At 43.2% G+C, this 15,460-nt stretch carries 14 protein-coding genes and 5 tRNA genes; 7 read left to right on the top strand and 12 right to left on the bottom strand.

What is annotated here, in order from left to right; translation table 11 throughout:
• Positions 1-15: 15 nt before the first annotated feature.
• Complete coding sequence (locus I6758_RS06780; RefSeq protein WP_196604422.1) at positions 16-972, bottom strand: YybS family protein; 957 nt, start codon at positions 970-972, stop codon at positions 16-18.
• 348 nt (positions 973-1,320) lie between these two features.
• Here I6758_RS06780 and I6758_RS06775 point away from each other — a divergent pair, with 348 nt between their 5' ends.
• The 3 genes from I6758_RS06775 to I6758_RS06765 are packed head-to-tail and all read left to right on the top strand — an operon-like array spanning position 1,321 to position 4,720.
• The gene (locus tag I6758_RS06775; RefSeq protein ID WP_196604421.1) at positions 1,321-2,115 is read left to right on the top strand and encodes an electron transfer flavoprotein subunit beta/FixA family protein; all 795 of its coding nucleotides are present in this window, start codon (positions 1,321-1,323) and stop codon (positions 2,113-2,115) included.
• 11 nt (positions 2,116-2,126) lie between these two features.
• On the top strand, positions 2,127-3,323 hold the full coding sequence (locus tag I6758_RS06770) for an electron transfer flavoprotein subunit alpha (protein ID WP_196604420.1): 1,197 nt from the start codon (positions 2,127-2,129) through the stop codon (positions 3,321-3,323).
• Positions 3,320-4,720, top strand: a complete 1,401-nt coding sequence (locus I6758_RS06765) for an FAD-binding oxidoreductase (RefSeq protein ID WP_196604419.1) — start codon at positions 3,320-3,322, stop codon at positions 4,718-4,720. The genes I6758_RS06770 and I6758_RS06765 overlap by 4 nt, the downstream gene beginning before the upstream one ends.
• Before the next feature lie 81 nt (positions 4,721-4,801).
• Here I6758_RS06765 and I6758_RS06760 read toward each other — a convergent pair whose 3' ends face one another.
• The 10 genes from I6758_RS06760 to I6758_RS06715 all read right to left on the bottom strand — a co-directional run bounded on the left by I6758_RS06760 (position 4,802) and on the right by I6758_RS06715 (position 11,036).
• Complete coding sequence (locus tag I6758_RS06760) at positions 4,802-5,347, bottom strand: beta-class carbonic anhydrase (RefSeq protein ID WP_196604418.1); 546 nt, start codon at positions 5,345-5,347, stop codon at positions 4,802-4,804.
• A gap of 12 nt (positions 5,348-5,359) precedes the next feature.
• Entirely contained in the window at positions 5,360-5,833 is a 474-nt protein-coding gene (locus I6758_RS06755; RefSeq protein ID WP_196604417.1) for a YcxB family protein, read from the bottom strand.
• A gap of 26 nt (positions 5,834-5,859) precedes the next feature.
• Entirely contained in the window at positions 5,860-6,354 is a 495-nt protein-coding gene (locus I6758_RS06750) for a YcxB family protein (protein ID WP_196604416.1), read from the bottom strand.
• Between the two features lie 58 nt (positions 6,355-6,412).
• A complete protein-coding gene (locus I6758_RS06745; RefSeq protein WP_196604415.1) occupies positions 6,413-7,699 on the bottom strand; it encodes an adenylosuccinate synthase in 1,287 nt (428 codons plus the stop codon).
• A gap of 205 nt (positions 7,700-7,904) precedes the next feature.
• Entirely contained in the window at positions 7,905-9,197 is a 1,293-nt protein-coding gene (purB, locus tag I6758_RS06740; protein ID WP_196604414.1) for an adenylosuccinate lyase, read from the bottom strand.
• A 116-nt stretch (positions 9,198-9,313) separates the two neighbouring features.
• Positions 9,314-9,389, bottom strand: a tRNA-Phe gene (locus I6758_RS06735).
• 48 nt (positions 9,390-9,437) lie between these two features.
• A tRNA-Asp gene (locus I6758_RS06730) sits at positions 9,438-9,514 on the bottom strand.
• Between the two features lie 2 nt (positions 9,515-9,516).
• Positions 9,517-9,592: transfer RNA gene (locus I6758_RS06725), tRNA-Val, on the bottom strand.
• Between the two features lie 7 nt (positions 9,593-9,599).
• A tRNA-Glu gene (locus tag I6758_RS06720) sits at positions 9,600-9,674 on the bottom strand.
• Between the two features lie 153 nt (positions 9,675-9,827).
• Positions 9,828-11,036, bottom strand: coding sequence for an LCP family protein (locus tag I6758_RS06715; RefSeq protein ID WP_231038539.1), 1,209 nt, complete (start codon positions 11,034-11,036; stop codon positions 9,828-9,830).
• Positions 11,037-11,345: 309 nt separating this feature from the next.
• Between I6758_RS06715 and I6758_RS06710 the strand changes: the two genes are divergently transcribed.
• Positions 11,346-12,611, top strand: coding sequence for a diaminopimelate decarboxylase family protein (locus tag I6758_RS06710; RefSeq protein WP_196604412.1), 1,266 nt, complete (start codon positions 11,346-11,348; stop codon positions 12,609-12,611).
• Positions 12,612-12,615: 4 nt separating this feature from the next.
• Positions 12,616-13,398: an HAD-IIB family hydrolase gene (locus tag I6758_RS06705; protein ID WP_196604411.1), complete on the top strand. Its 783-nt coding sequence runs from the start codon at positions 12,616-12,618 to the stop codon at positions 13,396-13,398.
• Between the two features lie 72 nt (positions 13,399-13,470).
• Here I6758_RS06705 and I6758_RS06700 read toward each other — a convergent pair.
• Positions 13,471-13,547, bottom strand: a tRNA-Pro gene (locus tag I6758_RS06700).
• Between the two features lie 158 nt (positions 13,548-13,705).
• Between I6758_RS06700 and I6758_RS06695 the strand changes: the two genes are divergently transcribed.
• Both I6758_RS06695 and I6758_RS06690 read left to right on the top strand, forming a co-directional pair.
• Entirely contained in the window at positions 13,706-14,464 is a 759-nt protein-coding gene (locus tag I6758_RS06695; protein ID WP_196604410.1) for a TSUP family transporter, read from the top strand.
• Positions 14,465-14,522: 58 nt separating this feature from the next.
• Complete coding sequence (locus I6758_RS06690) at positions 14,523-15,440, top strand: Ppx/GppA phosphatase family protein (protein WP_196604409.1); 918 nt, start codon at positions 14,523-14,525, stop codon at positions 15,438-15,440.
• Positions 15,441-15,460 lie beyond the last annotated feature (20 nt).

Raw genomic sequence — 15,460 nt, 5'->3', positions numbered from 1 at the left:
ATTCATACTCCTTAACTAATTACTGCCTCTTTTGGAAAGGCGGGCCCTATAATCAAAAATCATATCGAACAGCCCTGCATACATAAGAATTTCCATAAAGGGAGTAAAAACAACAAAAACCATTATCAAAATCTTGGGGAGCGCAGGCAGCTTAAAATGCTGCAAGCCGCAATATAAAAGCGAAAGTCCCTGCAGACGGCAGAACATGGATGCAAAATAGTTGATATTAAAGGACACATTGTACAGCATTTCAACGCCGCGAGTATTACCCCAATACATGCCAATCAGGGAAAAACCAAACAAAAATAAGAACACTATCGGCATCCGCCAGTTTGCAAACGGCGGCAGTCCCTCAAGATTTTTTTCACCAAGCCGCTTTAAAAGCCGATGTGTCAAAAGAAAATTTATTAAAGCACTGCCAACAGCTGAAAGTGCTATTCCGGCAGGCAATGACAGTGCTATAAGCTTCATCACTGCTCTAATCTGTTCGGTACGGGACTGAATATCGGCATCAGCCAGCCCCATCGACTTGTACATTTCAATCGATGACTCTGTTGCAGAATTAAGTATCGTCTGCATATCCTGAAAAAAATCCACTTTCATCAAAAAAAACGCAGCCCCAAGCGCTATCAGCACAGAAAGCACAGATGCAATCATCGCAAAAATAAGATTCTTCGTAGGTGAAAAACGGTTGAAACCCATCCCCAGAGCGGGACTGACAAACAGCGTCACGGTCAGCACAGACAAAAAAGAATAAATACCAAAAACCATGCCTGCTATCAAGCTGGAAGCAACAATAGAAATAACTCCCCAACGCAGACCATGTCTGAAAATATTTATCGCTATGGGAACAGGTAAAATATAAACGAGAAAGAAAAACATAGGCAGAGCTGTTCCCATTATTGCCATAATAACGGTAACAGCTGTAAGCATCGCACCTTCAATAAGCGGACGAGTCGTGTAATTTGCCATTATCTGAGCCTTTCGGATGAAAATTTTCGATCTGGAGTTGTCAGCAGCTGTACTTTTTATAACAAGGCAGAATCACCTGAAAATGCAAGCAACCAGTTTACAAATAAAAATCGCAAAGATAAGCATTCATATTCAAATATTTATTATAATATACTTTTTAAACTTATGCAAAATAATATAATTTTTAAGATTTCATATCTACAAAATTAACACTTTCTATCCATAATAAAAAGCTTCACTAGTTATGTTTTTCACTTTATTTACAATTTTTTATGAACTTGTTACAATTGCGATAGATAAAGAAATAGCATTACAGTAAGGTAAAATTCATTTATGGAGAGAAGAAAAATGAAAATACTAGTATGCATAAAGCAAGTACCGGGAACGAACAAGGTGGAAGTGGATGAAAAGACAGGAGTGCTGAAAAGGAACGGGACGGACAGCAAGATGAATCCGTATGATCTGTACGCGCTGGAGACGGGGCTGAGACTCAAGGAGAAGTACGGCGGTACAGTAAGCGTTATCACAATGGGTCCGCCGCAGGCAAAGGCTGTTTTGTACGAGGCTTTTGCGATGGGTGCGGATAACGGGGCGCTCATAACGGACAGGAAGTTTGGCGGAGCGGATGTGCTGGCAACGAGCCGGACGCTGTCCCAGGGTATAAGGAGGTTCGGCAGTTTTGATGTTATTTTGTGCGGGCTGCAGACGACAGACGGAGATACGGCACAGGTAGGACCGGAAGTGGCAGAGCTGCTGGATATACCGAGTGTCTGCAATGTCCAGAGGATCGAAAAGGCCGAACAAGGCAGTATCATAGTGGATATGGATATGCCGCATGATATAGAAACGATAAAGGCAGCTTTTCCCTGTCTGCTGACAGTAAACAAGGATATCTGCCAGCCGCGGCTTCCTTCTTATCTTCGCAAGCAGCAGACAATGAAAAAGGATATAGATATATATACTTTCAGTGATATGGAAGATAAGGATGAAGAAAAGTACGGTCTGACGGGTTCGCCGACGAGTGTGCAGCGGATCTTTCCTCCGATAAGCGATAAGGTGCAGGAGCATTTGGAGGGAACGAGCAGGGAACTGGCGCAGAAGATATACACCACCTTAAAGCAGAAAAAATTCATAGCGGGATAGAGGGAAAAACCATGGCAAAACTATTGATTCATCAGGAAAAGATAACGGATGCCAAAGCACTGGCAATGATCTGTCCGTTCGGCGCTATGCAGGAAAAAGACGGCCGGCTGAGCATAAATGCAGGCTGCCGCATGTGCAGGCTGTGTGAAAAGAAGGGCCCCAAAGGGGCAATAGAATATGTAGAAGATAAAAAGGCACCGCAGATCGATAAAACAAAATGGCGGGGCATAGCCGTCTACGTGGACCATGTGGACGGATCGATCCATCCCGTAACATATGAATTGCTGGGAAAAGCAAAAGAACTGGCAGGAAAAATAAAACAGCCTGTTTACGCGCTTTTCATAGGAAGCGGTATAAAGCATAAGGCCGAAGAGCTTCTGCACTACGGAGCGGATAAAGTATATATCTGTGATAAATCACAGCTGGAATACTTTAAAATCGAAGCATATACCAGTGTCTTTGAAGAATTCATCACCAAAATAAAACCCGCAGCCATTCTCGTGGGTGCCACACCGGTGGGAAGACAGCTGGCTCCGCGCGTAGCGGCACGTTTCGGCACAGGTCTTACGGCGGACTGCACCATCCTTGACATAAAAGAAAACACCGATCTTGTTCAGATACGTCCGGCCTTCGGCGGCAATATTATGGCCGAGATACTCACCCCGAACACAAGACCGCAGATGGCTACCGTGCGCTATAAGATAATGGACGCTCCCAAATGGAGCGACACGGCAACGGGAACGGTACATGAGCTTGCCATAAGCGACGAAAAACTGAAAAGCCGCATTCAGGTGCTCGGCGTCACCAAAAAACCAAAAGAAAAAACAATAGACGGAGCAGATGTCATTGTCGTTGCCGGACGCGGCATCAAAAAAAAGGACGACCTGAAAATGCTCGAAGAACTGGCCGACCTGCTGGGAGGACAGACAGCCTCCACAAGACCGCTGGTAGAGGCGGGCTGGATGGACCCCAAAAAGCAAATAGGACTCAGCGGACGCACAGTAAGACCAAAACTTATCATTACCTGCGGAGTATCCGGTTCAGTCCAGTTTGTGGCGGGCATGAACCATGCCGACACCATCTTTGCCATAAACAATGACCCTAAAGCTGCCATCTTCAAGACGGCAAACTATGCGGTAAAAGCAGATATTTACGACGTGATCCCCGAGCTGATCCAAAAAATAAAGACAGGGGGAAAAGCACTATGACACCTTATAAACAAATAACCGAAGAAGACCTCCGGAACCTGAGCGAAATAACGGGCAGAGAAAGAATCCTCTGGCAAAAAGAAATCAATGAAGAATACAGCCATGACGAACTGAGTGCGGGACGCCATTATCCGGAACTGGTCATAAAAGCCGCGGCTGCGGAAGAAATATCCAAGATCCTCGCCTACGCAAATAAAAACAACATCCCCGTGACCCCGAGAGGTGCCGGCACAGGACTTGTAGGCGCCGCGGTGGCTGTCGAGCAGGGTATCCTGCTCGACACCACCCTCATGAACCACTTCATAGAACTTGATGAGCAAAACCTCACCCTCACCGTAGAACCGGGAGTACTGCTCATGGAACTTGCCGAATACGTAGAAAAAAGAGGCTATTTCTACCCGCCGGACCCGGGAGAAAAATCAGCAACTATAGGCGGCAACATCAGCACCAATGCCGGAGGAATGCGAGCCGTCAAATTCGGCGTCACCCGCGACTATATCCGCGGCCTTGAAATAGTCCTTGCCGACGGAACAATAATGACACTGGGCGGCAAAACAGTAAAAAACAGCTCCGGCTATGCCTTAAAAGACCTTATAGTAGGCTCGGAAGGAACACTGGCGATCATCACCAAAGCGATCCTGCGGCTTTTGCCCCTGCCCCAAAAAAACGTCAGCCTGCTCGTCCCCTTCCCTACACTTGAACAAGCAATAAGCGCCGTCCCCCCCATCATAAAATCCAAAGCCATCCCCACCGCAATAGAATTCATGGAAAAAGAAGTAATAAAAGACGCCGAAGAATACCTCGGCAGAAAATTCCCGGACAACCAGGCGGACGCCTACCTGCTGCTCAAATTCGACGGAGGCACGATGGAAGAAATAGCCTCCTACTATGACTCTGTGGCACACATCTGCCTTGAACAGGGAGCGACCGACCTGCTCATAGCCGACACCGACGAAAGAGCCGAAGCCATCTGGAAAGCAAGAGGAGCATTCCTTGAAGCAATAAAAAGCTCCACCACGGCCATGGACGAAGTAGACGTAGTAGTACCGCGCAGCAGCGTCAACGACCTCGTCGAATACATCCACCAGCTGCAAAAACAAACAGGCACAAGAATAAAATGCTTCGGGCACGCAGGAGATGGCAACCTGCACGCCTACATCCTCAAAGATGATATGACAGAAGAACAATGGGAAAAAACCCTGGAAATGACAATGGGAAAAATGTACCAGAAAGCCCACAGCCTTAAAGGAAGCGTTTCAGGAGAACACGGCATAGGCTACGCAAAAAAAGAATACCTGAAAAAATCCATGCCGGAAGAAGCCATACAGATCATGAAAGGGATCAAAAAAGCTTTTGATCCGCTCAATATTTTGAATCCCTGCAAGGTTTGTCAGTAAAAAGTATTATAAAAATGCCACCCATGAGTCAGTTTTTGAACCCGACTCATGGGTGGTATTTCGGCACAAAAATATATTTATCTATTCGCTCCCGCCTGCGATGAGATCCAACTTACCAGTCGCCGGATGTATTATAAAACCATGCACCGGTATATCAGCAGGCAAATATTTGCAGTTCCTTATATTATTTACGGAATCTATCACATTCTGCTCAGGACGGCAGAACAAATCTGCCCAATTTTTAAGTGTCGGTTTTATATCTGCGATGATATCTTCGTTTATGCCCCGCTCACGCATATGTTCTGCCATACTTTCAGAAGAAGTTTTTTCCATGCCGCATTCATAGTGACCAATGACAATTATTTCCCGCACCTGCAGTTCATAAACACACACCATCAAACTTTTTATTACGTCATTTAATCCCCTGCCGACGACATTGCCCGCTATTTTTATCATTTTCACATCGCCGCGCTCAATGCCCGCAGCCGACTCCAGTAAATTAACAAGACGTGTATCCATGCAGGTAACTATTGCTGTTTTCCATCTGGGAATTTTATCCAACTTTACAGGATGATTTTTCTGCAGAAAGCTTACATTGGCCCGAATGATTTCGTCAACAATATTCATAAGATAACCTCCCTATTTGCTTTTCACTGACAGCCGCGTCTTGATGAATTCATTGAATTCATCCATTGATCCTTTTGCAAAGCCGGCTTTTTCAATGATAAACGCACCTCTGTTTCTGGTGAAAAATAAATAAAAATACTTATCGCGCTCCACAATTTTATTAAGTGTGTCATAGGTAACTTTCTCACGTTTATTTTCCGTTTCGACAAACATATGATGTTCATAAAAACGGATTTTCAAAAATTTACCGTTTCTTTTCGCCAGGACAAAAGCACTGATATAGCCCGATATGAAATACATTGTTACCATTACGATAATAAACATGCCTACGCGCTCTACCGAACGATTATTGGCATATTCCAGAACACTGATAAGAATAAGCACTGCAATATACAGCCAAAGCTGTCTGTGCAGGTTTATATAATTGACAAAATCACGGCAGAGTGATCTATTAAAATTAGTTTGGGTTATAAATTTTTCATTCATATGTCTAAATCCTATCCGCTAAATTTTTAAATTTTCTCATTTAAAAAAGATAAAAAATCGGGGAAACTTACATCTGTAAAATTAGCTTTCGGCAAAACATACATCACTGCATCAGGCCCTTTTGTAAAAACAAACAGATATTTCTCGTTGTGAGCGTATTTCTTTATCTCACCGTAAGGCAGCTGTATTCGTTTTTCACCGGCTTCAATACCGACCTGCATATCATCAAAAGTCATTTTTATACGCTGTCCGCCGTCTTTTTGGTACATATTCTTACCTATATACCACGGTGCGCATAAAATAACGGCAGTAAGTGCCAACCCGGGAAGAAACCCAGCATTGGCAGTAAATGCGCCGCCGGCAGAATACCCCGCAGCAATAAATATCGGCACTGTCAGTGTCAGAAGTATTCCTATACATAAAAAAAATATAAAAACAGCATTATGCCATACCATATGCTTTGCCGCGGCCATGCAGAGTTCTCTAGTCAAAGTAGATTCAATAATGATTTTGGTTTTCATGTTGAGAAACCTTGTAAAAAACGGCATATGCCAAAAAGCAGCACTGCCGTTTTTATCCTTAAAATATATTTTGGGCACAAACGATAGTCTGATTGCGATTGGGACCGACAGAAACAAAACCGATTTTGACATCTGCTACCTCTGAAATACGTTTCAGATAAACTTTTGCCTGCTCAGGCAGGTCATCGTATTTTTTGATAGAAGATGTATCTGTGTTCCAACCCTTGAACGTTTCATATACCGGTTCGACTTTACCGAAAATACGAAGATTAGCCGGCATTTCATCAATTATTTTACCATTGTATTTATAGGCAACACACATTTTTATTTCATCAAAATGATCTAAAATATCAAGACGGGTAATGGCAAGATAATCCAAGCTGCCTATATACCCGGCATATTTGACCACGCAACCGTCAAGCCAGCCGGTACGCCGGGGTCTGCCGGTAACTGTGCCAAACTCATGCCCGACATTACGGATCTGATTGCCGGTTTCATTCAGCTGTTCTGTAGGAAACGGTCCTTCGCCCACACGAGTACAGTAAGCTTTAACCACACCCACTGCCATATCAATCTTCTTTGGGCCAATGCCGGCGCCGACGCAAACACCGCCGGAAATAGGGTGTGAAGCAGTAACGTAAGGATACGTACCGTAATCGATGTCCAGCATAGTCGCCTGCGCACCTTCAAACAGTATTTTCTCGCCGTTCTTCACCGCATTGTTCAAATAAGAAGGTGTGTCAAGTACAAACGGGCGGAGTTGATCCGCATAACCGCGATATTCCGCAAGAATTTTTTCATAATCAAGCGGCGGATGATTATACAGCACTTCAAGTTCTCTGTTTTTTATCTCCAGTATAATTTTCAGCTTTTCAGCAAAAGTTTCATCATCAATAAGATCGCACATACGAATGCCTATGCGTCTGTCACGATCCATGTAGCACGGACCGATACCTCTTTTTGTTGTCCCGATTTTCAGCTGCCCGCGGCAATCTTCTTCAAGTCCGTCCATGAGACGATGATAAGGCATAACGACCTGCGCACGATTAGAGATAAGATAATCGGCAATTTCCACGCCCTCTTTTTTCAATCCGGCAACTTCATTCAAAAGCACTTCCGGATCAAAAACGACACCGTCACCTACGACACATCTTTTTCCTTTATATAAAATACCGGATGGCATCAGACGCAGTTTAAATTCTTTGCCTTCAACACTTACAGTATGTCCGGCGTTGCTGCCGCCCTGATAGCGGACAACAATATCAGCCTGTTCAGCAAGATAATCAACGATTTTTCCTTTTCCTTCATCGCCCCACTGCGTTCCTGTAACAACAACTGTCGACATATAGTATCCCTCTTTCTGTGACGAAAATCGTCACGGTAAATTACATTTAGATGTCAGACCCCAGTCTGTTTTATCCGATGACTAACCCATCTAATACTCCCGCTTCTGCAAGCGATGAGTAAAGAGCGGCTAAGACCCTGGATAAATTTGGCTACTATTCAGGCGGTGTCAAAACGCCGTCTGAATTAAGTCTCCATTTATCGCATCAAATGCCAAAACGGGCCAATATCATGTCGACATTGCGCAGAAACCACTTATACTCGAAGCAATTATCGACTTCTTCCTTGCTGAGATATTGCATAATATCCGGATCTTTTTCTATATTTGTACGGAAATCTTCGCCTGCCATCCAGCGTTTCATAGCATTGCGCTGTACCCATTTATAGGCATCCTCGCGCAGAACACCTTTGCTTACAATAGCAAGCATAATGCGCTGGCTGTAGATCAGGCCCCCCGTCTTATTCATATTTTCGATCATGGCATCAGGATAGACAAGTAATTTATCAATTATATTTGTAAACTTGCGCAGACAATAATCAACTGTTATCGTGCTGTCCGGCAAGATTACACGTTCAACGGAAGAGTGAGATATATCACGTTCATGCCAAAGCGTGATGTCTTCGAGTGAGGCCAAAGCATTGCCGCGGACAAGACGCGCAAGACCTGATATTCGTTCACAGGTTATTGGATTTCTTTTATGCGGCATAGCGGAAGAACCTTTTTGCCCGGGGCTGAAATATTCCTCAGCTTCACGTATGTCGGTACGCTGCCAGTTGCGCACTTCCGTGGCAAATCTTTCCAGAGAACTCGCTGTTATGGCAAGCATTGTCATATATTCAGCATGGCGGTCACGCTGCACTACCTGCGTAGCCAACGGTACGGGAGTGAGTCCCAATTTTTTACAGACCAATTCTTCAATACGAGGATCTATATTAGAATATGTGCCTACAGCTCCCGACAGCTTGCCGACTGCAACATTTTCGCGTGCGTTTTCTATGCGTTTTAAATCACGGCCAAGCTCCGAATACCAAAGAGCAAACTTCAATCCCAGCGTCATAGGTTCGGCATGTATTCCGTGAGTGCGACCGATACACGGTGTATGACGAAACTCATCGGCCCGGCGCAGCAAAACATCACGCAAGCCCTTGATATCTTTAATGATTATGTCAGCAGATTTTTTCATCATGATGCCGAGAGCAGTATCCTTGACATCACTTGAGGTCAGGCCTTTATGTATATATTTAGAATCATCACCGACGTATTCGGCAACATTCGTAAGGAATGCAATAATATCATGATTGGTGACTTTTTCGATTTCTTTGACGCGCGGCAGATCAAATTTTGCTTTGGAGCGGATGTTATCGGCAGCTTCCTTCGGAATCTGACCAAGTTCGGCCATAGCTTCACACGCAGCTATTTCTACATCAAGAATAACTTCGAATTCGTGCTGGAGTGTCCATATATTACCCATTTCAGGATTTGTATAACGTTCAATCATCTGGCTGTGTCCTCCTAGACAAAAAAAATATACGGGGGTACTTTTTACCCCCGTATATCATAGCATCGACCAGCTGTCATGTCAATTTAAACTACTGTTCATATATTAAAATTAAATGGTGCCTCAGAGCGGAATCGAACCACTGACACGGGGATTTTCAGTCCCCTGCTCTACCGACTGAGCTACCGAGGCATCAACAGATAAAAAAATAACATGGCATCCCATGTTATTATAAGCAAATGGCGACCCGAAGGGGATTTGAACCCCTGACCTCCGCCGTGACAGGGCGGCATTCTAACCAACTAAACTACCGGGCCATTGGTGGGCGATAACAGGATCGAACTGCTGACATCTTGCTTGTAAGGCAAGCGCTCTCCCAGCTGAGCTAATCGCCCATATTATTGGTGACGCCTATGGGATTCGAACCCATGAACCCGCCGTGAAAGGGCGGTGTCTTAACCGCTTGACGAAGGCGCCACATGCACATGTATGCTTTATTTCTCATTCATGAGCAAAGATATTCTATCATATTTTAAAATTAAATGCAAGCATTCTTTTAATTTTATAGAACACTACATACTTTCTTCCCAATAAATCTCTGATATCTCTCGGCAAAATCCTGAAATAATATTAATTTTTCCCTATTGCCTGATTGCCCCGCGAAGGTGCGGTATTTGCAGGAGCAGACTGGGCTGCCTGACCCTGAGAATTATCCTGCGGTGCAGCAGACGGCTCCTTCAACTCACTTTTAGGTACAGTGGAAGCATCAGGTTTTGTCTTATCGATGCTTTTATCCTTGCCCGACTCCTTATCTGAGACCGGTTTCGATGTTGTAATATGCATGCGTCCTATCGCAGGATCATCTGCGGGAACCTCTCTTGCTGTTGAAGGAATGGCATTTTTATATTCAGCGGCAGCCCTTTCCATAGCAGTACGCATAGATGCCGTCATATCAATACCAAGAGTATCAGACATAGACTGCCGTAATTTGATAATATCTGGAATCCAATAGCTTATTCCGTCTATATACATAGGTATCCCCGGAACCATATCTGTTTTCAGCCCATTATTATGAGCTTCCTGCAATGAACCAAAAAAGGCCAGAAGCTGCCTGATCGACATATCAGTTTTCACTGTATCAAATACTTCCGCTATTATAGAAGGAATGCGGGGAATAATTGACGGCGACAACACTTTATCCATAACAGCTTTCATAAACTTCTGCTGTCTGCCTATGCGCCCTATATCTCCCTCTTCATCACGATAACGCACATAAGTTACAGCTGTTTTACCGTCCATATGCTGCATGCCGGGATGAAGATTTATGTCGAGACCGCCCTCATCATCCCACGGATCACTGTAAACCATACGCTTTTCTACATCAATATCAACCCCGCCTATGGCATCAATAATTTTTTGAAAACCTTCCATGTTTATTATAATATAATGATCCATGGGAACACCAAGAAACTGTTCTACGGTCTGACGTGTCAGATCATGTCCGCCGTAAGCATACGCGGCATTGATCTTATCCCAGCCATATCCTTTTATTTTTACGCGTGTATCACGCGGAACCGATAAAAGAGCAGCCTGATTTTTTTTGGGATCGATGGTCGCAACCATCAGGGTATCACTTCTACCAACGTCGTCATGGCGTGAATCGACCCCCATTATCATAACCGTAGCTTTGTCTGCCGCTACCAGCATCCCGCTGTCCTGTTTGGTTTTATCCGGTGTACTGTCCCAAAATCCGGCAAATAAGGCTCCGCAGCCGGCAGCAATCAAAAAAACAAACAACAATATTATGACGGGAAAATATTTTCTTTTCTTTTTATGCATAGTAAAGACTCCAATAACCATATAGTATTAATAACATATAAACGCTATTTTATATTATAAATTCTGTTCTCGTTCAGTGCAATCTTTTTATATACAGATTCATTTATGCTATATTCAGGACATGGAAAAATGATTTACAATATGACATTCATTCAGAATTGACATATTTTTTTATACGATGGTATAATTATCAGCATGTTGGTATCCTTCTCTGCGAAGCGGCTGACTGTTTTTAATCCCGGGCGGATAAATTCCTTCTTGAACAGAAGCTTTATCAATCGGAAATAGATTACTTGGAGGAATAACTTAATGTCAAAGAAAATTTTCCCATTGAATGCCGATAAACTTGAAAAAATCATTGAAAAATATCCTACGCCTTTTCATATCTATGATGAAAAAGCTATCAGAGCAAATATGCGGCGATTGTTTAAAGCCTTTTCATGGGCACCGGGATTTCGTGAGTACTACGCCGTTAAGGCAGCACCTAATCCGCGTCTGCTGCAAATATTAGCTGAGGAAGGAGCAGGCGCCGACTGCAGCTCTCTGCCGGAACTTATTCTTTCTGAGAAATCGGGAATAATCGGTGAAAAAATAATGCTCACATCAAATGATACTCCAGCCGATGAATTTCAAAAAGCTATAGCATTGGGCGCTATAATAAATCTGGATGATATCTCACATATCGCATATTTGGAAAAAAATGCAGGATTGCCGGAAATAGTTTCTTTTCGTTATAATCCGGGACCTGTACTTGAAGGCAATGACATAATCGGTAAACCGGAAGAAGCAAAATACGGTTTGACCCGTGAGCAGATATTTGAAGCTTATACTATTATGAAGGAAAAAGGTATAAAACGTTTTGGACTGCATACCATGGTAATATCCAATGAACTTTGCGAAAATGCTTTTTCAGCTACCGCAGAAATGATGTTTACTCTGGCAGTAGAGCTAAAAGAAAAACTCGGTATTTCAATGGAATTTATAAATCTGGGCGGTGGTATCGGTATTCCTTACAAACCCGAAGATAATGAAGTGAATCTGGAAATAATGGGTGAAAACATAAAGAAAATTTATGAAAAAATCATGCTGCCGGCAGGTTTGAATAAAACAGAAATAGCCTTTGAATCCGGAAGAGCCATAACCGGTCCATACGGCTACCTCGTTTCCACTGTGCTGCATGAAAAGAAAACCTACAAGGATTATATAGGTCTTGATGCGTCTATGGCCAATCTGATGCGTCCCGGCATGTATGGCGCATATCATCATATTGTTGTGGCCGGCAAAGAAAATGAACAACCGGTAAATACTTATGATGTGACGGGTTCGCTTTGCGAAAATTGCGATAAATTTGCTGTTGACCGTAAACTTCCGGAAATTGCTATCGGTGACAAAGTCATTATTTTTGACACGGGAGCGCATGGTCATTCAATGGGTTTCAATTACAACGGTAAATTACGCAGTGCCGAGTTATTACTGAAAGAAGACGGTTCAATAGAACTCATTCGCAGGGCAGAAACCATTGATGATTATTTTGCCACACTCGGCGGATTTGCGGGAAGTATCATGCAGGAGTAGGAAAATGAAGATTGCAGCAAGTGACTTTGATCGTACTTTATTTTTTCCCGAACATTATTCCACCAGCGGCGGTATCGCAGAAACTGATCTTGAATCCATCGACAGATGGCGTGCAGCGGGACACCAATTTGGTATTGTCACAGGCAGAAGCTACAGAATGCTCCAGCATGGTATAAAAGACAGCAGTCTTTCTCTCGATTTTGCAGTCTGCCTCACAGGAGCTACTATTTATAATAAAGACGGCAGCCTGCTTTTTCAGGATGTATTAAATAACGTCAGCAGCAGAGAGCTCATTTCGCTGCCGGTTGTGGGACAAAGCAGGCATATTGCCTGCCTTACGGCATATGGTGAATACATTTATGTGCAATCAGAGCTTTCGTGGTTTAAAATTATAGATGATCTTCCCGAATTTACACAAATTGATCTTTTCACGGCACAATGCCTAAAAGGTATATGTCAGATAAGTTTACAATATGAAAGCGAAGAAAAAGCTGCAGCTGCTGTTAATGAGATAAATAAAATGAACCTGGGTGTGCACGCCTATCGCAATGCTCAGGCAGTGGATATAGTAAACAATTCTGTCAACAAGGCTGTCGGTCTTGACAATCTTCTTGCGGAAAACGGTTGGAGGCAATGGGGTGTATTGACCATTGGCGACGGGGCAAATGACCTGCCCATGATAGACATGTTTGCCGGCTTCACCCTCGTTTCTGCCGATGCAGAAATTCAAAAACACGCAGCCAAAGTATACAGTAGCGTCGCCGAGATGCTGTCCGATAATATTTAAAAAACCCTCTTATCTGCGAACGATAAGAGGGTAAAAGAAAAGCTGTCATAAAGACAGCTTATTTTCATAAATTGGTCGGAGCAGCAGGATTCGAACCTGCGACCCCCTGGTCCCAAGCCAGGTGCTCTACCAAGCTGAGCCATGCCCCGAACGATAAATATTATATACAATATAAAACGTTTTGTCAAATCTTTTAACAAAAAGACTTTTTTATAAACGATTATTTATTTTTTAACTAAAACACTTTTATTTTCAAAAAGTATTTATTACAATATAAAGAAAAACCATATTGGAGGCCTGTATTTCTTTGGATGATATTACTACAATAATTTTTTTGATCTGCGGCGGTTTTATATCCGGATTCGTGGATTCTATAGCCGGCGGCGGAGGGATAATATCCCTGCCCGTTATTCTTTTGACCGGAATGAATCCTGTGGCGGCATTAGCGACCAATAAAATGGCTGCTGTGATGGGTTCCTTTACCAGTGCGGTGACTTTCATAAGGAACGGAAAAGTTGATATCAGCCTCATAAAATATCTATTTCCCCTGTCATTGGCAGGCTCTCTGGCGGGAGTGCTTGTTGTCCGTCTGATACCGGCGGACTTTCTGCGTCCGCTCGTAGTCATTCTTCTGGTTTTGATCACTATTTACACATTATGCAGAAAAAACTGGGGTCAGTCGGCCACATATCATGGAACGACAAAAAAAATTCTTATAAGCAGTATTTTTGTAGCACTTATAATAGGTTTTTACGATGGATTTTTCGGACCGGGAACAGGATCCTTCCTGATGTTTGCCTTCTTGTGCATGGGACTTGATTTCGTGGGTGCCGCCGCAAATGCCAGAGTTTTAAACTTTGCCAGTAACTTTTCTGCCGTGGTGGCCTTCGCTTATTTGGGACAGATTTATTTTCATTATGCTATACCCATGGGCTTAGCCATGGTGATAGGAGCCTATTGTGGAACAAAAGCGGCATTATCACATGGCGCAGCTTATGTAAAACCGCTTTTTGTTCTAATGACAGTTCTGCTCATTGGCAAGCAAGTTTGGGATTTATTTAAATGAACGTGCAGCATATTTAGTGGCAAATACTGCGTTCGGAAAATTGGAGGGATGAGTGCATATGCTTTACGCAATAATTGATATTGGTTCAAGTACAGTGCGAATGGCTGTATATAACATAAACTATGGAAAAATAGAAATGCTTATGAAAAAAAAGCATACACTTGGTTTGGCAGCATATGTAAAGGATGGCAAATTGCAGCAGTCCGGAATAGATAAGCTCTGCAATATTTTAAATGAATTCAGGGACTTTCTGAACGATTTCAGGATAGAAAATGTATCAGCCTTCACTACCGCAGCTGTTCGTAATGCAAAAAACAGCAGTGCTGTCATCGATGAATTGCAAAGCCGTACGCATATTCCTGTACGAATAATAACAGGCGATGAAGAAGCGGAATTTGATTTCATCGGCGTAATGCGCGAGATCAGCGCCAAAACAGGGATCATTATTGATGCAGGCGGTGCCAGCACGGAAGTGATCTACTATAAAAACTCAGCCATTGAAAAAAAGACCAGTATCCCTTTGGGCGCTCTTTTGCTGCACACAAAATATGTAGAAGATTTTCTTCCGAGCAGTGACGAAATAAGCGATATGCAGAAAGAAACGATAGCGGCCTTACTCACGCTGAAAGATTTCACCGGCATCAAGATAACAGATATATGCGGTATAGGCGGTACAGCAAAAAGCATGCGTCTTTTATACAACAATATATTTACTCTTCCCGATGCTAACGCATGCATGGAGGTAAAAAACTTCGATGAGATTATAAATCGTTACACGCGCGATCAGCAAATGACGCAAGAACATATAGTCACTTTGCTCAAGACAGCTCCTGATCGGCTGCAGACAATAATCCCAGGCATAGTTTTGATCAATACTGTCTGCCATCATTTTGGGGCTGATCACTTTATTTACAGCGATACCGGCATGCGTGAAGGGTTTATTTATGACCAAATCATCAATAAAAATAAACTATGACATACCTGAGGGAGATTTTA

Origin of the sequence: Pectinatus haikarae (assembly GCF_015732185.1) — a bacterium.
GTDB lineage: Bacteria > Bacillota > Negativicutes > Selenomonadales > Selenomonadaceae > Pectinatus > Pectinatus haikarae.
Note: the sequence above shows the minus strand (reverse complement) of the source record. Positions and strands in the feature narration are given on the sequence as shown.